This window comes from Poseidonibacter parvus (assembly GCF_001956695.1).
GTDB lineage: Bacteria > Campylobacterota > Campylobacteria > Campylobacterales > Arcobacteraceae > Poseidonibacter > Poseidonibacter parvus.
The window spans coordinates 1-19,087 of record NZ_CP019070.1; the positions used below are offsets into that span (position 1 = coordinate 1).

General features: G+C 27.3%; 19 protein-coding genes. 15 read left to right on the plus strand and 4 right to left on the minus strand.

Going from position 1 to position 19,087, the window contains the following annotated elements; genetic code table 11:
* The 4 genes from dnaA to LPB137_RS00020 all read left to right on the plus strand — a co-directional run bounded on the left by dnaA (nucleotide 1) and on the right by LPB137_RS00020 (nucleotide 5,788).
* On the plus strand, nucleotides 1–1,317 hold the full coding sequence (gene dnaA, locus LPB137_RS00005; RefSeq protein ID WP_076082651.1) for a chromosomal replication initiator protein DnaA: 1,317 nt from the start codon (nucleotides 1–3) through the stop codon (nucleotides 1,315–1,317).
* 169 nt (nucleotides 1,318–1,486) lie between these two features.
* Nucleotides 1,487–2,557: a DNA polymerase III subunit beta gene (gene dnaN, locus LPB137_RS00010; protein ID WP_076082653.1), complete on the plus strand. Its 1,071-nt coding sequence runs from the start codon at nucleotides 1,487–1,489 to the stop codon at nucleotides 2,555–2,557.
* Between the two features lie 20 nt (nucleotides 2,558–2,577).
* Nucleotides 2,578–4,893 (plus strand): DNA topoisomerase (ATP-hydrolyzing) subunit B, encoded by a 2,316-nt coding sequence (gene gyrB / locus LPB137_RS00015; protein WP_076082655.1) that lies wholly within the window; start codon nucleotides 2,578–2,580, stop codon nucleotides 4,891–4,893.
* Nucleotides 4,894–4,927: 34 nt separating this feature from the next.
* Nucleotides 4,928–5,788, plus strand: coding sequence for a PhnD/SsuA/transferrin family substrate-binding protein (locus LPB137_RS00020; RefSeq protein WP_076082657.1), 861 nt, complete (start codon nucleotides 4,928–4,930; stop codon nucleotides 5,786–5,788).
* Between the two features lie 10 nt (nucleotides 5,789–5,798).
* Here the strand turns inward: LPB137_RS00020 and LPB137_RS00025 are convergent, their stop codons facing one another.
* Nucleotides 5,799–6,806 carry an NAD(P)-binding domain-containing protein gene (locus LPB137_RS00025; RefSeq protein WP_076082659.1) on the minus strand — a complete coding sequence of 336 codons (1,008 nt, stop codon included), beginning with the start codon at nucleotides 6,804–6,806 and terminating at the stop codon, nucleotides 5,799–5,801.
* Nucleotides 6,807–6,945: 139 nt separating this feature from the next.
* Between LPB137_RS00025 and queF the strand changes: the two genes are divergently transcribed.
* The 4 genes from queF to LPB137_RS00045 all read left to right on the plus strand — a co-directional run bounded on the left by queF (nucleotide 6,946) and on the right by LPB137_RS00045 (nucleotide 9,602).
* Nucleotides 6,946–7,323 carry a preQ(1) synthase gene (queF, locus tag LPB137_RS00030; protein WP_076089135.1) on the plus strand — a complete coding sequence of 126 codons (378 nt, stop codon included), beginning with the start codon at nucleotides 6,946–6,948 and terminating at the stop codon, nucleotides 7,321–7,323.
* Nucleotides 7,324–7,332: 9 nt separating this feature from the next.
* Nucleotides 7,333–7,977 carry a helix-turn-helix domain-containing protein gene (locus LPB137_RS00035; protein WP_076082662.1) on the plus strand — a complete coding sequence of 215 codons (645 nt, stop codon included), beginning with the start codon at nucleotides 7,333–7,335 and terminating at the stop codon, nucleotides 7,975–7,977.
* Between the two features lie 295 nt (nucleotides 7,978–8,272).
* Nucleotides 8,273–9,181 (plus strand): DMT family transporter, encoded by a 909-nt coding sequence (locus tag LPB137_RS00040; RefSeq protein WP_076082665.1) that lies wholly within the window; start codon nucleotides 8,273–8,275, stop codon nucleotides 9,179–9,181.
* A gap of 10 nt (nucleotides 9,182–9,191) precedes the next feature.
* Nucleotides 9,192–9,602: a YqaA family protein gene (locus LPB137_RS00045; protein ID WP_076082668.1), complete on the plus strand. Its 411-nt coding sequence runs from the start codon at nucleotides 9,192–9,194 to the stop codon at nucleotides 9,600–9,602.
* Here LPB137_RS00045 and LPB137_RS00050 read toward each other — a convergent pair.
* The gene (locus LPB137_RS00050) at nucleotides 9,592–10,488 is read right to left on the minus strand and encodes an RluA family pseudouridine synthase (protein WP_076082671.1); all 897 of its coding nucleotides are present in this window, start codon (nucleotides 10,486–10,488) and stop codon (nucleotides 9,592–9,594) included. The two genes, LPB137_RS00045 and LPB137_RS00050, sit on opposite strands and share 11 nt — an antisense overlap.
* A 148-nt stretch (nucleotides 10,489–10,636) precedes the next feature.
* Between LPB137_RS00050 and purB the strand changes: the two genes are divergently transcribed.
* Genes purB through LPB137_RS00070 form a run of 4 tightly spaced genes read left to right on the plus strand, consistent with a single transcriptional unit; the run spans nucleotide 10,637 to nucleotide 15,848 of the window.
* Nucleotides 10,637–11,965 (plus strand): adenylosuccinate lyase, encoded by a 1,329-nt coding sequence (purB, locus tag LPB137_RS00055; RefSeq protein WP_076082673.1) that lies wholly within the window; start codon nucleotides 10,637–10,639, stop codon nucleotides 11,963–11,965.
* 13 nt (nucleotides 11,966–11,978) lie between these two features.
* Entirely contained in the window at nucleotides 11,979–14,363 is a 2,385-nt protein-coding gene (locus LPB137_RS00060) for a ribonucleoside-diphosphate reductase subunit alpha (protein WP_076082675.1), read from the plus strand.
* A 57-nt stretch (nucleotides 14,364–14,420) separates the two neighbouring features.
* Nucleotides 14,421–15,440: a ribonucleotide-diphosphate reductase subunit beta gene (locus LPB137_RS00065; RefSeq protein WP_076082677.1), complete on the plus strand. Its 1,020-nt coding sequence runs from the start codon at nucleotides 14,421–14,423 to the stop codon at nucleotides 15,438–15,440.
* Nucleotides 15,441–15,458: 18 nt separating this feature from the next.
* Nucleotides 15,459–15,848 carry a hypothetical protein gene (locus tag LPB137_RS00070; protein ID WP_076082694.1) on the plus strand — a complete coding sequence of 130 codons (390 nt, stop codon included), beginning with the start codon at nucleotides 15,459–15,461 and terminating at the stop codon, nucleotides 15,846–15,848.
* A gap of 288 nt (nucleotides 15,849–16,136) precedes the next feature.
* Here LPB137_RS00070 and LPB137_RS00075 read toward each other — a convergent pair whose 3' ends face one another.
* Complete coding sequence (locus LPB137_RS00075) at nucleotides 16,137–16,493, minus strand: hypothetical protein (protein ID WP_076082697.1); 357 nt, start codon at nucleotides 16,491–16,493, stop codon at nucleotides 16,137–16,139.
* A gap of 5 nt (nucleotides 16,494–16,498) precedes the next feature.
* Complete coding sequence (locus LPB137_RS00080; RefSeq protein WP_076082700.1) at nucleotides 16,499–16,981, minus strand: hypothetical protein; 483 nt, start codon at nucleotides 16,979–16,981, stop codon at nucleotides 16,499–16,501.
* 112 nt (nucleotides 16,982–17,093) lie between these two features.
* Between LPB137_RS00080 and LPB137_RS00085 the strand changes: the two genes are divergently transcribed.
* The 3 genes from LPB137_RS00085 to LPB137_RS00095 all read left to right on the plus strand — a co-directional run bounded on the left by LPB137_RS00085 (nucleotide 17,094) and on the right by LPB137_RS00095 (nucleotide 19,082).
* Nucleotides 17,094–17,348, plus strand: a complete 255-nt coding sequence (locus LPB137_RS00085; RefSeq protein ID WP_076082703.1) for a hypothetical protein — start codon at nucleotides 17,094–17,096, stop codon at nucleotides 17,346–17,348.
* 130 nt (nucleotides 17,349–17,478) lie between these two features.
* On the plus strand, nucleotides 17,479–18,597 hold the full coding sequence (locus LPB137_RS00090) for an OmpA family protein (protein ID WP_076082705.1): 1,119 nt from the start codon (nucleotides 17,479–17,481) through the stop codon (nucleotides 18,595–18,597).
* Complete coding sequence (locus LPB137_RS00095; protein WP_076082708.1) at nucleotides 18,594–19,082, plus strand: hypothetical protein; 489 nt, start codon at nucleotides 18,594–18,596, stop codon at nucleotides 19,080–19,082. Before LPB137_RS00090 ends, LPB137_RS00095 begins: the two co-directional genes overlap by 4 nt.
* Nucleotides 19,083–19,087: the final 5 nt, after the last annotated feature.

The following is a 19,087-nucleotide window of genomic DNA, read 5'->3' on the forward strand; positions in this document are numbered from 1 at the left end:
ATGACAAACAAAGAGTTTTTATCAATTATTCAAAAAGAAGCTACTACTGTTGATTTCGACAGATATTTAAAACAGCTTGTATATAAAAAAATATCATCTGACGATAATATTGCTATTTTTGAAGTTTCAAATAAATATATTGCATCATGGATTAAAAGTAAATACACTGATGTGATACAAAATTGTTTTACAATATTTGATGGAACTAAACCTACAATTGAAATAAAAATTGCAGGTGAAAAAAAATCTAAAAAAGAAATTATAAAAGAACAAATAGAAAATAAAACTGCCGAAAGTACAATACTAAACCCATCATATACATTTGATTCATTTATTGTTGGACCTTCAAATCAAATGGCTTATAACGCCTCTTTAGCAGTTTCAAATAAACCTGGAGTTCAATATAATCCACTATTTATTTACGGTGGAACTGGTTTAGGTAAAACTCACCTTTTACAAGCAGTTGGAAACTCTGCTATTGAAAATGGTAAGACAGTAATTTATGTAACGATTGAACAGTTTATGAATGATTTTACATTCTCAATTAAAAATAAAAACATGGAACATTTTAGGTCTAAGTACCGTAAATGTGATGTTTTATTAATTGATGATATTCAATTTTTATCTGGAAAAGAACAAACTCAAGAAGAGTTTTTTCACACCTTTAATGAATTACATAATGCAAAAAAACAAATAGTAATGACATCAGATAGACTACCTTCACAAATAGCAGGATTAGTTGATAGATTAAAATCTAGATTTGAATGGGGCTTAACAGCTGATATTCAAATACCAGGATTAGAAACTAAAATTGCAATTATTGAAAAAAAATCTGATTTAAATGGAATTGAATTAAGTAGAGAAATTATTAATTTTATTGCAACAAATTTAGATAATTCAATTAGAGAAATAGAAGGTGTATTAATTAGAATTAATGCATCTGCATCTTTATTAAACCAAGATATTACCCTAGAAATGGTACAAGGTTTACTAAAAGATCAAATAAAAGAAACAAAAGAAAATATTAAACTTCCAGATGTAATTAATATAGTTGCATCAGAACTTAATATAAAACCAAGTGATATTAAATCTAAAAAACGAACAGCAACAGTTGCAAATGCAAGACGTGTTGTTATATATCTTGCACGTGAGCTTACACATAACTCAATGCCAGATATTGCAAAGTTTGTTGGAATGAAAGATCACTCTTCAATTTCTCATAATATTAAAAAAGCAAATGAGTTAATTGAAAAAGACGAGAACTTTAAATTAATTATAGAAAATTTAAAGAATAAAATCATAAATAAGGAGTGGTAAAAGTACTAAACTTGAAAAAGTTTTAAGAGTTTGTGTGAAAAGGTGTGAATATTTCATTTCGTTTAATCACATGAAAGAGTTTCGATACAGACAACTCTAAAGATGTATTTTCATCTTTTCACATGCTCTACTACTGCCACTAATAAAATAAAAAGAAATAGGAGATAAAATGAGGTTTGTAATTACAAAAAATATCATTGAAAATGTAATATCATCAATGCAACCTTTTTTAGAAAAAAAAGATGCTAGTTCAATAACATCACATATATATCTAGAAACTAATAATGGAAATTTAATTTTAAAAGCAACTGATTATGAAATCGGTTTAGAATCACATATAGATAATATAAGTGATAGTGTAGATGGAAAAGCTACAACTAATGGTTCTAATTTATTAGGTATTATTAAAAGATTAAAAAATGAAGATATTATATTTGAAGTAGTAAGCAACAATATAATTATCAAACAAAATAAATCTACATTTAAATTACCAATGTATGATGCTAATGAATATCCATCATTAACAAAATCACAAAATCTTAAAAATTTAGATATTTCAACATTAAATTTTATTAATTCTGTAAGAAAAATTACTCCAGCAATTGATAACAATAATCCTAAATTTGAATTAAATGGTGCATTAATAGATATTAAAAGTTCTAAGATTAATTTTGTATCAACTGATACTAGAAGATTAGCAATATCACATTTACAAAATATTAACAATGAAGAATCACAATTTATCATTCCTAAAAAAGCAATTATAGAAATACAAAAACTATTTTTAGACGAAGCAACAATTACTTATGATGAAACTAATTTAGTAGTATCAAATGATAAAATGACTTTCTTTACAAAATTAATTAATGGAAAATATCCAGATTATGAAAGAATTATTCCACAAAATTTAAAATACAATTTAAAACTACCAAAAAATGTTTTAGTTGAATCTATTAAATTAGTTACATCTTTATTTTCAAATATTAAAGTTACATTTAACAAAGATGGAATTATATTTGAATCATTAGATGAAGATACAGAATCAAAAACACAAATTGATTTACCATTAAATATTGATAATGAATTTTATTTAGCTGTAAATGCTAAATACTTATTAGATTTTTTATCTATGACAAATAATGAAAATATAGCTGTTGGATTTAATGAATCAAATTTACCATTTTATTTAGAAGATGATAAGTTTTATACAATTGTAATGCCAATTGTTTTAGAAAAATAGAAATAACAAGGAATACATAAATGAGCAACGAATATAGCGCTGGTAATATTAAAGTTTTAAAAGGTCTTGAAGCAGTTAGAAAAAGACCAGGTATGTATATTGGTGATACAAATACAAATGGTCTACATCACTGTGTTTATGAAGTTGTAGATAACTCTATTGATGAAGCAATGGCAGGTTTTTGTGACACTATTAAAGTAACTTTAACAAAAAGTGGTTCTTGTATTATTTCTGATAATGCTAGAGGTATTCCAACAGGAATGCACCCTACTGAAAAAAAATCAGCTGCTACTATTGCTTTAACAGTACTTCATGCTGGTGGAAAATTTGATAAAGATACTTATAAAGTTTCTGGTGGACTTCATGGGGTTGGTGTTTCTGTTGTAAATGCCTTATCTTCTGATTTAAAAATGACAATTTATCAAAATAATGAGGTTCATTTTCAAGAGTTTAAAACAGGTATTCCAGTAGAAGATTTAAAAGTAATTGATACTTGTAGAAAAACTGGAACAACAATTGAATTTTGGCCAGATGCTACTATTTTTGAAGTAGTTGATTTTCAATTTGATGTTTTATCAAAGAGATTTAAAGAGATTGCATATTTAAATCCAAGTATTACAATTGAGTTAAAAGATGAAAGAGTAAATAAAAAAGAAGTTTACCATTTTGAAGGTGGACTTGCACAATTTGCTAATGATATAAATAAAGATACAGCAGTAACTGAAGCAGTTTCATTTAATGTAAGTGAAGATGATATTGAAGCAGATTTCGCTGTTTTATATAACACAACATATACAGAAAAAACACTTTCTTTTGTAAATAATATTAGAACAATTGATGGTGGTACACATGAAGCAGGTTTTAAAGCAGGTCTAACTCGTGCAATTGTTAAGTATGTAAATGAAAATGCATCAGCAAGAGACAAAGACGCAAAAATTACAGGTGATGATGTAAGAGAAGGTCTAATTGCTATTATTTCTGTAAAAGTTCCAGAACCACAATTTGAGGGACAAACTAAAGGTAAATTAGGATCTTCTTATGTAAAACCTATTTGTCAAAAAGTTACTTTTGAATCATTAGTTAAGCATTTTGAAGAGAATCCAAATCAAGCCAAAGCTATTATGGAAAAAGCTTTAATGGCAGCACGTGGTAGAGAAGCTGCTAAAAAAGCAAGAGATTTAACTAGAAAAAAAGATGCTATGACAGTTGGAACTCTTCCTGGTAAATTAGCAGAATGTCAATCAAAAGATCCAGCTGTAAGAGAATTATACCTAGTAGAAGGGGATTCAGCAGGTGGTTCAGCTAAACAAGGTAGAGATAGAGTTTATCAAGCAATTTTACCACTAAAAGGTAAGATTTTAAATGTTGAAAAATCAAGACTTGATAAAATTTTAAAATCTGACGAAATTAGAAATATGATTACTGCAATTGGTTGTGGTATTGGTGAAGATTTCAATGAAGAAAAAGTAAGATATCATAAAATCATTATTATGACGGATGCCGATGTTGATGGATCTCACATTCAAACATTACTTTTAACATTTTTCTTTAGATTCTTACGACCAATTGTTGATAGTGGATACCTTTATATTGCACAGCCACCTTTATATAGATATAAAAAAGGTAAAAATGAAACTTATTTAAAAGATGATACTGCATTATCAAACTTCTTAATCGAAAATGGTTTAGAATCATTCTCTTTTGAAGGTTTAGGTTACAACGATTTAGTTGATTTATTTAAAACAGTTTCTAGATATAGAGGAATGTTAGGTCAATTAGAAAAAAGATACTCTTTATCTGAAGTATTAAAGCATTTAATTGAAAATTCTGATTTAGTTAATTTAGAATTCTCTAAATTATATGATGAAGTAAAATCATTCTTAGATGAAAAAGGTTACAACGTTTTATCTAAAAGTATTACTGAAGATAAAATTCAATTGTTTGTGCAAACAAATGAAGGTCTAGAAGAGCTTATCATTGATGATGAGTTATTTGCTTCACCTTATTTCTCTGAAGCTACATATATCTATAATAAGCTTGTAGAGCGAGATATTTCTATGTTTGATGGAAGAGACTTAATTGAAATTCTTGATGAAATTGAAGGATTAGCTAAAAAAGGTGCTTATATTCAAAGATATAAAGGTTTAGGTGAGATGAATCCTGAGCAATTATGGGAAACTACAATGACTCCAGAAGCTAGAAGACTTCTTAGAGTTACAGTTGAAGATGCTGAAGTTGCATCTGATACGTTTACTCTATTTATGGGTGATGAAGTAGAACCAAGAAGAAATTATATAGAAGAACATGCAAAAGACGTTGAACATCTTGATGTTTAATTTCTTTTTATAATAAATGAAAAGGGGTAAATTAATGTTTTTTAAAATTTTAATATTATTAATTTTACCTCTTTTTTTATTCTCACAAGAAGAAAAACTTGAAAAAATACTAGCTTTTAATACAAATCTTGGAAAAATGATGAAATATCAAAATTCAGGAAGTGCGCTAAAAACTTGGATTAAAAAAGTAACTTCTAATAATAACACATATATAAATTTAAAAATTTATGACAATAATGAAAATATGCTTAATGATTATTTTAATAAAAAAATTGATATTTTAGTTTTTACTCCTTACGATTATGTTAAAAATATAGAAAAATTTAAAAGTATTACAGATGAATACTGGTTTATGAAAAAAGATATGAAGTATGATTTTCATAAAAAATATTTAATTGTTAATAATAATATAAATAGTCTTTTTGATTTAAAAGATAAAAAAATAGCAATAAATAGTGCAAATAAAATATCTAAATTCTTTCTAGAAAAAAAATATATAGAAAAAACTAAAAAAAGTGCAAAAAAGATTCTTGATAATATTGACTTTTTAGCCAATAGTTCTATTTTATTAAAAACATATTTTGGGTCTTATGATGCTTCTGTTGTAGATTCTTATGAGTATGAAACAATGCTTGAACTTAACCCTAGTATAACAAAAAAGATTAAAATTTTGGAAGAAAGCCCAAGAATATTTAATAATATGATTATAGCCTTTGGAAATAATAGTAATATGGAAAATAATAAATTAATTTTAAAAGATTTTCTTCTTAGTAAAGATAAAATTGAAGTATTTAATTTATTAAAAATTAAAACTATAGTGCCAGATGGAAAGAATATGAATAAGTTAGATGAGTTTTATTTTGATTATGTAAGATTAAAAAAAACCATAGATTAAAATCTATGGTTTAATTATCTTCAATAGAGGCTACTATTTCTGTATGTGAAAATATTTGACCTCTTTTTCTAATTATATTATTTACAATATGGTAACCGTGATTTAAAGCAATTGCAATTGAACCACCAGATTTCATAGCTATATCTCCTGCAACATAAACACATTTTGCTGTTGTTTCATGATGTTTATCAAAAATAGGTTTATCACTTTCATCTACATCCACTCCACATGCTTTTAAGAAGTCAACAGGTGTAGTTCCTCCAATTGCATAGATAACTCTATCGTATAATACGCTAAAACCATCATTAAAATTAACTTTTACTTTTCCTGCTTCATTTTCTAATGATTCAATATCAGTGTTCATTCTAAGTCTTAATTTTTCTTGACCATCATATTTTGTTAATATTTCTTCATTTGTTTCATTTAGTCTCGAAAAAGTCTCTTTTCTATAAACCATAGTAACATTGTTATTTTGATCAGCTAAATCATAAGCATATTCAGCAGCAGAATTTCCACCACCAACTACTAATACTTTTTCATTTGAAGAACATTTATCTAAGTTAAAATTAACTTGAGATCTTATTGATGGTGGAATTTTATAAGAGGGTTTATTTGGTTTACCCATTTTTCCAATAGTAATAGCTGCGTTTCGTGTTTTAATAATTCCATTTGAAGTATGAACTTCTAAAAAATCACCAACTCTTATCATTTTTTCAACTTCAGTATTAAATAATGAATCTATTTTATCACTATCTAATAAATTATCGAAGTAATCAAGTGTAGTTTCTTTAGTTCCATCAAAAAAATCAACATTTCCTTGTAAAACAGAAACTTGACCTTTATAATCTTTGTCAACTCTTTTATTATCTTTATAAAATTTTCTAATAGTATTTGAGTGATTATCAGTCTTTTCAATTAACAAAATTTCACCTAGTTTATGTGAAGATGCTTCAATTGCACAGCCTATTCCACCAGGTCCTCCACCAATAATTACAATGTCATATATTTTATCTGTCATAATACTCTCTTATTTTTATATTTATTAAATTTATCGGATTATACTAAAATTTTTGTTTTTTTTTACTTAGTAATAATTGTAAGTAACATTTAGATAAAATTGCATAAATAATATTAGTAAAGGTTATATACAAATGGAAATGAAATATGGTGAAAAAGAAATAAGAGAATTTGATATTAATAATGCAGAAAATTTTTGGCCAAATAAAAATAAAAAGAATTATATTATAGATATTGAATTACCTGAATTTATGGCAAAATGTCCAAGAAGTGGATATCCTGATTTTGCAGAAATTAAAATTCAATATACTCCTGATGAAAAAGTAATTGAGTTAAAAGCTTTAAAAATTTATATTAATACTTTTATGTTTAGAGAAGTATCACATGAAAACTCAGCAAATGAAATTTTTGATACATTGTATGAAAATTTAAATCCAAAATGGTTAAAAGTTATTGCAGACTTCAAGCCAAGAGGTAATGTTCATACTGTAATTGAAATTGACTCTGCGAAGATGTAGGTTAAAGCCTTGGAAAGATTAGTTACTACAAGTCAAGCAGCAGAAATACTTGGGCTTTCTTTACAAGGTATACATTATAGAATAAAAAAGAATCGATTAAAATCTATTAAAGAAGGTGGACGACTTTTCGTTTATATAACTTCAGATATGGAAAAAATATCAAAAGCTAAATCAAAAAATGAAACAAATGATGTTATCGAAGAAATTACTCCTATCCCAAAAAATACTACTTCTAATAATAATGATGTTTCATCAATTATTGATGTAAAAAATGAACAAATCACTTTATTAAAAAAATCTATGAAATGGATGAAAAGACAGTATATTTCAGAGATTAAAAGATTAGAAAAAAATCAAGAAAATATGATGAAGGTTTTAAACTCAGAAATTAAACTTCTTCAAAGTGCTTTTAATGAAATGCGTTCTATTTATAAACCTGAAATAGAAGAACTTAAAAAAACAAATACTACTAGTGAAACTGAATTTATTTCTTTAAAAGACTTCTCTATATTGTTAAAAAGAAACAACAAATCACAAAATGATATAAAACTAATTATTTTAACAGCTATAAAAAATAATGATAGAAGATTTATTTATAATAAATTAGAGAAAAAACTATTGATTTTAAATTCAGATTTTAAAGATTTAATATAAGTTAAGATTGTTTTACTAAAAAAAGTGCAAAAAAAAAGAGTACTTAAAAAGTACTCTTCTCCAGATACCCAAACACACCAATAAGAAAGGTGCCTTGCTATGTTCCCATCCTGGGGCGTTGTCTTTAATAATGATTGTAAGGGTCTAAAGAAGAGCACTCAAAATATTTAAAATATTCTCAGTGTTCGTCTTTGGATTGGAATTATATCTAAAAAATCTTAAACTTTTTATAAATTAATAAAATAAATAAAAATTTGATGTACAATACGGAATTATTTGAAAGTTGAGAACCTTTATGAAAAAAGATTTTAGTGTTGTAGGAATATTTGCATTAGTATTTGCCATGTTTATTTGGGCAAGTTCATTTATTGCTTTAAAAACTGCAATAAATGATTTAGAACCTTATACTGTAATATTTTTACGTATGTTTACAGCATCGTTATGCTTTTTGTATTTTATAAAAGGGTTTATGAAATACTCTTTTTCTAAAAATGATATTAAATATATAATTCTTCTAGCATTTTTTGAGCCTTGTTTATATTTTATCTTTGAAGCAAAAGCTATTGCACTTACAACAGCTTCACAAGTTGGAATGATTACTTCTTTAATGCCTGTAATTACTGCAATGGCCGCTGGGTATTTTTTAAAAGAAATTATTTCAAAACAACTAATTATTGGTTCATTAATAGCACTTTGTGGAGCTGTTTGGTTGAGTCTTCAAGCAGTTTCGAGTGTAAATGCTCCAAATCCAATGTTGGGAAATTTTTATGAATTACTTGCAATGGTTTGTGGCGCAGGTTATACAATAGTTGCTAGATATTTATCTGATAAATATTCAGCTTTATTTATAACTGCAATTCAAGTTTTTATTGGTGCTATATTTTTCTTTCCTTTTTTTATATATGAATATAATACAAGTGATTTAAATTTTACTACAAATGCGATTTTGTGTGTTCTTTACTTAGGAGTTGTAGTTACACTTGGAGGATATGGTTTATATAATTATGCATTAACTAAAATCGAAGCTTCAAAAGCAGCTGTTTTTATATATTTAATTCCTGTATTTACTCTGATTTTGGCATATCTAATTCTAAATGAAAAATTAACTCTAGTAGAACTTATTGCCTCTTTTACTATTTTATTTGGTGTATTTATTTCTGAAGCACCTTTAAAAAAGATATATAAATATATTTTAAAAAAATAAAAGATATAAATTGGTTTATTTTATTCTTTTTTTATCAGCTTTTGTTTCTGCTACATTAATTCCTTTTGGAAGTGAAGCTTTATTAATTTATGATATCAAAGAGGGTTATAATATTTATTATCTTCTATTTTTTGCAACATTAGGAAACTTTTTAGGTTCTCTTTTTAACTATTTCTTAGGATTAAAAGGGGAAGAATTTTTAATAAAAAAGAATTTAGTTAAAGAAAAGAGTATTTTAAAAACAAAAAACTATTTTGATAAATATGGAAGTATTTGTATTTTATTTTCGTGGTTACCTCTTATTGGCGATCCAATAACATTTATTGCAGGAGTTTTAAAATATAATTTAAAACTATTTATTTTATTAGTTGTTATAGCAAAATTTTTAAGATACCTCTTTTTGGCACTTCTTATTTTGTAAAAAACTTATAAATATCATCATTTTTAGATTTTATTTTATAAGTAATATCTTTAAATGTAAATTCTAAATAGTTTGCATGTAACCATAATCTATGGCTTCCTGTTGCTTCTTCTCTTTTGTTTTTTTCTAATTCTTTATTTAAATATGCTTCAGCAATATTATCATCTATTCCATAAATTGGATCACCTACGATTCTATGACCAATTGAGTATAAATGAACTCTAATTTGATGTTGTCTTCCTGTTAAGGGAAGTGCTTCAATTAATGTAATGTCTTTTTCTGGATTATATTTAATAGGTTTAATAATAGTACAAGATTCTTTTCCACTTTGCCCTGCTTTCATTCTAACACCAATATTTAAACCTTCTTTTTCAAGTTTAGAATCAATTGTAATTTCTTCTTTTATTTCTCCATCAACTAGGGCTAAATATGACTTATGATATTTCTTTTCTTCAAACATATCTTTTAAAGTTTTTTCACTTTTTTTGTTTTTTCCTACTATTACAAGTCCTGAAGTTTCAGCATCAATTCTGTGAATTAAGTTGGCATTTTCTCCAAAATGAAAGCGTATTTCATCTAAAAGTGAGTATGGAGTACTCTTAGAAATGGGGTGAACCATTAGGTGCGTTGGTTTGTCGAATATCGCAAATTCTTCAAACTCAATTAAAGGCTTAAGTCCTCTAGAAATACCCTCAAATACAGCCATGTTTATATATTCAGTAGGGATTTTATCACTTGGTTTTAATGTGTTTAGATTTTCATCAAAAATTCTACCTCTAGACGCGTATCTTTGGGCATTACGATGATTTACTTTTAAATCTTGAAGTAAAAAAAGGCTTAATTTTTTATCTTTTATAGCTTTAATTTTTTTTAAAATGAAGGGCAATATTAAATCCTGAAATAATTTTTGAAATAGGTAAAAATTTATCTTGTTTTTTATATGTTTTTTTAACTTATTTAGATAGTATATCATACTAAAATAAATACTAATTTTTTATAAAATACTAAAACAATGATTACAAGGGACATAAAACATGGTTGAAAGATACGCAAGAGAAGAAATGAGTTCAAAGTGGACACAGCAAGCAAGATATGCAGCATGGTTAGAAGTAGAAAAAGCAGCTGTTAAAGCTTGGAATAAAATTGGATTAATTCCTGATGAAGATGCTAAAAAAATTGTAAAAAATGCAACATTTTCAGTTGAGCGAATAGAAGAAATCGAAGCTGTTACAAAACATGACTTAATTGCTTTTAACACATCTGTTTCTGAATCACTTGGCGAAGAGTCTAGATGGTTCCATTATGGTATGACTTCATCAGATGCAGTTGACACAGGTGTTGCACTTCAAATGAGAGATTCTTTAAAATTAATCATCAAAGATGTAAAAATGCTTATGAAATCTATTAAAAAAAGAGCAAAAGAGCATAAATATACTCTAATGGTAGGAAGATCTCATGGTATTCATGGTGAACCTATTACTTTTGGTCTTACACTTGCAGTATGGTATGACGAAATGAAAAGACACTTAGATAACTTAAAGCAAACTCTAAAAGTTATCTCTGTTGGTCAAATTTCTGGTGCAATGGGTAACTTTGCTCATGCTCCCTTAGAATTAGAAGAATATGCAATGAAAGAATTAGGTTTAAAACCAGAACCTTGTTCAAATCAAGTTGTACATAGAGATAGATATGCAAGATTAGCAACGGCACTAGCTTCTATGGCTTCAACTATTGAAAAATTTGCTGTTCAAGTAAGACACTTACAAAGAACAGAAGTTTACGAATGTGAAGAGTTTTTTGCAAAAGGTCAAAAAGGTTCTTCTGCGATGCCTCATAAAAGAAATCCAATTTTAACTGAAAACATTACAGGACTTGCAAGATCAATTAGAGCACATGCAGTTCCCGCTATGGAAAATGTTGCTTTATGGCATGAAAGAGATATCTCTCACTCTTCAAGTGAAAGATTCTGGTTACCAGATGCATTTATTACATCTGATTTTATGCTTCACAGAATGAATAATGTAATTGCTAACTTAACAGTTATGCCTGAAAATATGATGAAAAACTTAAACTTAACTGGTGGATTAGTGTTCTCTCAAAGAGTATTATTAGAACTACCACTTCAAGGTGTAAGTAGAGAAGATGCTTATAGAATTGTTCAAAGAAATGCTATGAAAGTTTGGCAAGAAATTCAACAAGGAAAAGCTACAACAAATAAAAAAGGTGAGTCTTTATACTTACAATATCTATTAGGTGATGAAGAATTAAGAAATTCATTATCAGAAAAACAAATTAGAGAATGTTTCAACTTTGAATATTACACAAAAAATGTTAGTGCAATTTTCAAAAGAGTATTCAAATAAAAGGTAATTAAATATGGCAATTATGATTCAAAAAAGAAATGGTCGTAAAGAAGTTTTAGATATTACTAAAATTCAAAAGATGACTATAGAAGCAACTGAAGGCTTAGATGGTGTATCTCAGAGTGAATTAGAACTTGATGCGCAAATCAAATTTATTGATGGAATGGGAAGTTCTGATATTCAAGATGCACTTATTAAAACTGCTGTTGAAAAAATTGATATTGATGTTCCAAACTGGACATTTACAGCTGCTAGATTATTTATATTTGATTTATACCATAGAGTTGGAAAAGCAACACATGGTATAAAAGGTGAGCCATACTGCCACTTTAGAGAATATTTACAATATGGAAAAGATGCGGGAAGAATTCTTCCTAACTTAGGTGAAGGTTTTGATTTAGATGATTTAAATGATTATATTAAGCCTGAACGAGATTATTTATTTAATTATCTTGGAATTAAAACTTTATACGATAGATATTTAATTAAAAATAATAAAGGTAATCCTATTGAATTACCACAGCAAATGTTTATGGCAATTGCTATTTTTCTTGCACAAGATGAAGAAAACAAACAACAAAGAGCAAAAGAGTTCTATGATGTAGTTTCTAAATTTGAAGTAATGCTTGCAACTCCAACATTGTCAAATGCAAGAACAAATAGACATCAATTATCTTCTTGTTATATTGGTTCAACACCTGATAATATTGAAGGTATTTTTGACTCTTACCATGAAATGGCATTATTGTCTAAATATGGTGGAGGAATTGGTTGGGATTGGAATCAAGTTAGAGCTTTAGGTGGTGTGATTGATGACCATAAAAGTGCTGCAGGAGGTACAGTTCCATTTCTTAAAATAGCAAATGATGTTGCATTAGCAGTTGACCAGTTAGGTACAAGAAAAGGTGCAATTGCAGTTTATATTGAGCCTTGGCATATGGATATTGTTGACTTTATTGATTTAAAGAAAAACTCAGGTGAAGAGCGTAGACGTGCGCATGACTTATTCCCTTCTTTATGGATTACTGACCTTTTTATGGAAAGAGTTATTGCTGATTCTTACTGGACTTTATTTGATCCTTATGAAGTAAAAGACTTATCTGAACTTCATGGTGATGCATTTAAAGCAAGATATGAAGCTTATGAAAATGATGAGAATATTACAAAAGATAGAATGAAAGCAAAAGATTTATGGAAAAAGATTTTAACATCTTATTTTGAATCTGGTTCACCATTCCTTTGTTTTAAAGATAATGCAAATAGAGCAAATCCAAATAGTCATGTTGGACATATTAGAAGCTCAAACCTTTGTACTGAGATTTTTCAAAATACAAACCCTAACCACTATAAAATCAAGTTAGAGTTTAATGATGGTTCAATTTCTACTTACGAAGAAGAAGATTTAGTAATAGTTGATGGTGGAATTGAAAAGAAAGCAAATAAAGTTACTGCACTTGATAGTATTAATGGTAAAAAAGTATTTATTGTTGAGAAACAAAAAATTGATGGAGATACAGCTGTATGTAACTTGGCATCTGTAAACCTTTCTAGAATTAATACTAAAGAAGATATTGAAAGAGTAGTTCCAATTGCTGTTAGAATGCTTGATAATGTTATTGATTTAAACTTTTATCCATTAAGAAAAGTAAAAGCAACTAACTTAAAATCTAGATCAATTGGTTTAGGTGTTATGGGTGAAGCTGAAATGTTAGCTGAACATAAGTTAGCATGGGGATCACAAGAGCATTTTAAAAAGATTGATTCTATTATGGAAGCAATTTCTTATAATGCTATTTCTTCATCATCTAAACTAGGTGTTGAAAAAGGTGTTTACCCAACATTTGAAGGTTCAAAATGGTCTGCTGGAATTATGCCTCATGATCATGCTCCACAAGCTGTAAATGCATTAGTTGATAAAGATTTATTTGATGCAGCTTATGATTGGGATGTATTAAGAGAAGAAGTAAAAGCAAACGGTATGAGAAATGGTTACCTAATGGCAGTGGCACCTACATCTTCAATTTCAATTCTTGTAGGAACTACTCAAGCTATTGAACCTGTATATAAAAGAAAATGGTTTGAAGAGAACTTATCAGGATTAATTCCTGTTGTTGTTCCAAAATTAAGTCCTGAAACATGGTCTTATTATACACCTGCTTTTGAAATTGACCAATTACAAGTAATTAAAGCAGCTGCAATTAGACAAAAATGGATAGATCAAGGTCAAAGTACAAATATTTTTATGAGCTTAGATAGAGCAAGTGGAAAGTACTTACATGAAATTTATACATTAGCTTGGAAACTTGGATTAAAATCAACTTATTATCTAAGAAGCCAGTCTCCTGAAGCTAATAATGATGTAGAAGATAGAAGTATGGAATGTTCTGGTTGTCAATAAGATAACTCCCATGAAAATAAATTAAATAAAATTGAATAAAATATAAGAGAGAAACACATGGACAGAAAAGTAATATATAACCCAGACTCAAAAGAGAGTTTAAACGATAGAAGAATTTTTGGTGGTAATAGTGATGGTATGATTAACTTCACTAAAATGAAATACCAATGGGCACTTAACCTTTGGGATACTATGGAAGGTAATACTTGGTTTCCTAAAGAAGTACAAATGACAGGAGATGCTAAAGATTATAAGTATCTTACAGCTCCTGAAAAAAGAATGTATGATTTAGTATTATCACAGTTAATCTTTATGGATTCATTACAAACAAATAACTTAATGGACAATATTAATCCATATATTACTGCTCCTGAAGTAAATGCATGTCTATCAAGACAATCATACGAAGAAGCTAATCATTCAAAGTCATATGCTGTTATGGTTGAATCTATATCTGATAATACAGACGAGATTTATGATATGTGGAAAAATGATGCGCAATTAAGAGAGAAAAACAATTATATTGCAGATGTTTATAAAAACCTTGCCGGTGAAATTACAGATGAAAAAATTGTTCTTGCACTTTTTGCAAATCAAATCTTAGAAGGTTTATATTTCTATGCTGGATTTGCAGCTATGTATGCGCTTGGAAAATCAGGTAAAATGCTAGGTTCTTCACAAATGATTAGATTTATTCAAAGAGATGAAGTAACACACTTACTTTTATTTCAAAACATGATTAACTCTGTTAGAAAAGAAAGACCAGAATTATTTACAGCAGAACTTGAAGAAAAAGTAAGAGCTATGTTTAGAAAAGCAGTTGAGCTTGAAGCTTCATGGGGTTCATATATCACTCAAGGTCAAATCCTAGGATTTACAGATGCAATTATTAAACAATATATTCAATACCTAGCAGATAAAAGACTTGACGCAGTTGGATATAAACCAGAATATAATGTAAAACACCCTATTCCATGGGTTGATGGTTATGCAAGTTTTAATGATCAAAGAACAAACTTCTTTGAAGGGAATGTTGTTAATTATTCAAAAGGGTCAATTGATTTTGATGACTTTTAGAAAGTATAGGAGTTTCCTATGGGTTCTAAAAATAGAATATTTCTGGGTTTAATTAGTAATCATATTTTACATAAAATTAGAAATACTTTTAAAAAAAGAGTTTGTATGACAGATTCTACGGTAAAGAAAATAGAGGAAAAACATCCTCCTTTAGATAAAGAGTTTATACATAGTAACAATTTTCAAATAGTAATTGATAATACATTAATGATTTATTATGATGATAAAGATAGAATATATAATTGTTTATCAAAAGTCGATAATAAACTTCTTGTTTATGGTTTGGTTTCTAAAAATAAAAGAACTGAAGTTTCAACTTTATTTCAAACAAATCCAAGTCAAGTTAAGAAAAATTTTAAAGAAAATAAAAATATAATAGTACTTAAAGAAGAATTTACTACAAATTAAGAGGCGGGAGAGAACCTCCCCGCATCTTTCCTGAACTAGTTACGCCCTGCTATTAATAGCTAAAAGTTCAAGGCACATGGAATCCCTAATTTCCACCTCTCTTAATTTATTACTGATATTATGACATAATTATAATAAAAATATTCTATTTAAACTCATAAACTAAATAATGATTTTAACAATGTCTTTACCTAATTAAAGTATAAACAAGTAGGATTAACAATAAAAAGCCTACTAAAATTCCTTTTTTTATTAGTTCTTCTCTAATCTAAAATCCTTTTTAATTTTTTATTTAAACTCGTAAACAAAAACATCATCAGAATATCCATGAACTAAATCATGACCTTTTACAATCACTTTATTTAAGCCTTTAGGTATTATAACCCCAGATAAACTTCTTGTAAAAGGTTGTTCATTTACATGTGGATGATATAAAGTCCTAGAAGCAAGTAGTTTTCCTTTAGGAGTGTATATCTCCCATTTATTTGCATAATGCTTCCAACCTGTGTCTTCATGCTCTAACGTTACGTTAAATGTACATACTTTGTTGGCATTACAGTTTGCTTTTACATCTACTACTTTTACTTCATTTGCAAATAAACTTCCACTAATAGCTAATAAGCTTGTTAATAATATTTTTTTCATGTAGTTTAGAACTCATCTTTTTCATAATATTCATTTATTCCATTCCAGCCTTCTAAAAAGTATAAGAAAAATGTAACATCTTCCATTTCTTCTTCTGTTACTTGTCCTTTCATTGAAGGCATAGTATCAAAGTGTTTTACAACACCTTCTAAACATACTGTCTTAGCTTTATCTGGATTGATTAGATAATCTTTAACAAAATCAGTTACTTCATCTATTTGGAACTCTATATCATCTTTACTACCTATTTGGCTTTTTAATCTAAATGATATTTCATTTCCTGTTGGTGCTAAAAGATTTAAAACCTTATTATCATGTTCTATAAAATTACTCATTAGAACTTGTATATCCATTGATTTTACATGACATGAGGAACATTTATTATCAAAAACCTTTTCTCCTATTAAATATTTTTCTTTATCAAACTCTTCTGGTGGTGAAGCGAAAACAAAAGACATCAAAACACATGCAGCAATAATAAGTTTCATAATTTTTCCTTTTATTAAATTCTATCTAAAAAAAATCTATATTAAAAGAGTCAGTTTTAATTTAATATAATACAAATATAGTACAATATTGTCCAATTTGAAGGATAAGCTTATGATAAAAGAAAAAATAGAAGAGTTTATAAAAATACAATTTGAAGAATTAGATGAATTTAAATATACATTTGATGTTGAAGATAGTTTTGCATACTTAGAGTTTACTGAGATTTTTTCTAAAGCTTGTCAAAAAGAGATGACCTTTAGAATGATTGATAATAAACTGCAATATCATTCTTTAGAGTATGGATGGAAAGTTCTTGATAGAGGTTCAAATATTAAATACTTTTGGATTGATTTACTAAACGATTAAATTCTTAACATCATTATCTTGTTTTATCCACCTAAAAAAGCTAAAATACGCTCTTACATCACATAATTTAATCAATAATTATTTAGAGATAAGATATAATCTTAAAAATTATAAAACCATAGGAATAATAATGTCAGTAGGAAAAAAAGTTTTCTTTTTATTAATAGCGTTAGTTATTTTAATAACTTACACAGTATCAACATTTAATTACAAAACAATACTAAATGATGGACAAACACAAAATACTAGTTTTAGTAGTGAAGATTCAATGTTTGGTGAATATGCAGATTCATTTGTTGCAAAAATAAATGAGTTAAAAAGCGGCATACTAGAAACACTTGGTTTGGAATCGAATGATACAATAAAAGAAAATAAAAAGCCTGTTAGATTAGAACTACAAAAAGAAAATGGAATAGTTCTAATGAATGGTACTTTTAAAGATGAAGAACAAGCTAAAAGCATTGTTGACTTATTAAATATTAATAGAAATGGTGAATATAAATTTGAAGAAAATAGAGTAAAAGATGTTGTTTTATTAAATAAGTTATCTATGATTATGGATTCTTTTAAAGAGTTCTTCTTGGATGGCTCAAAGTTATTACTAGAAGATGGAGAGGTTTTATTAAATGGTGAATTAAAGGATTCAAACTTTAAACCATTATTAGATTCAATTATTGCAAAAAGTAATCTTAATATAAAAACTAATATAAAAGAACCTAGTAAGTCTAAAACAGAAGAGATTATCGATGGTATTAAAACGGTTGGTACAAAATCAATTAAAACTGTTGCTAAAATTGAGTTAAGTAGTGAATCAGAAGATAAATTAAATGATTTAGAAAATACAGTAACTAAAGCTGTTGAAGTTAAATCTAGTTTAGTTCAAGAAGCACAAAGAGATATAAATAATTTAACTTCTAATAAAAAAATAACTTTTAAAAGAAGAAGTACAAATATTACAGAAGAATCAAAAGAAACAGTAAAAGATATTGCAAGTATTTTGTTAGAAAATAGTAAACTAACTGTAGAAATTGCAGGTCATACTGATTCAAGAGGTAGTGCCTCTTTAAATAAAAGAATCTCTCAAGATAGAGCAAATAGTGTTAAAGCAGCATTAGTTAACTTAGGAGTTGATTCTAAGAATATTAAAGCAATAGGTTATGGGGAAGATTTTCCAATTGCCAAAGATGATGAACAAGGTTTATCTGAGATTAATAGAAGAGTAGAGTTTATAGTAGGAGAAATAAAATGATTGAAACGGCATCATTAATAGTTGTAAATTTATTAATTGCAGCTATTATTGGAATGGTTATTGGATATTTAATTGGAAAGAATTCAGGAAATACTTTTAAGCCTTCTAATAATGAAAAGCATGATAATAAAAATGATACTATGGATGTTAAGTCTAAAAGTAGTGTAAATCCTATCTTTAGGAAAAACTCAAATGTTGATAATAAACCACTTATTCTAAGTTCACCTAGACCTTCAGGAAAAGATAATCTTATTAAGATTAAAGGTATAGATTCAAAAGTAGAAAAAGATTTAAATAAATTAGGTATTTTTCATTTTAATCAAATTGCTTCTTGGTCAAGTAAAAATTGTGATTGGATTGAAGAGTTTTTATTATTACCAGGATCTGCTAAAAAGCATCAATGGGTTGAACAAGCAAAAATATTAGAAACAGGTAAAGAGACTGTATATAGTCAGAAAGTTGAGAATGAAGAGATTAAGGTATAGATAAA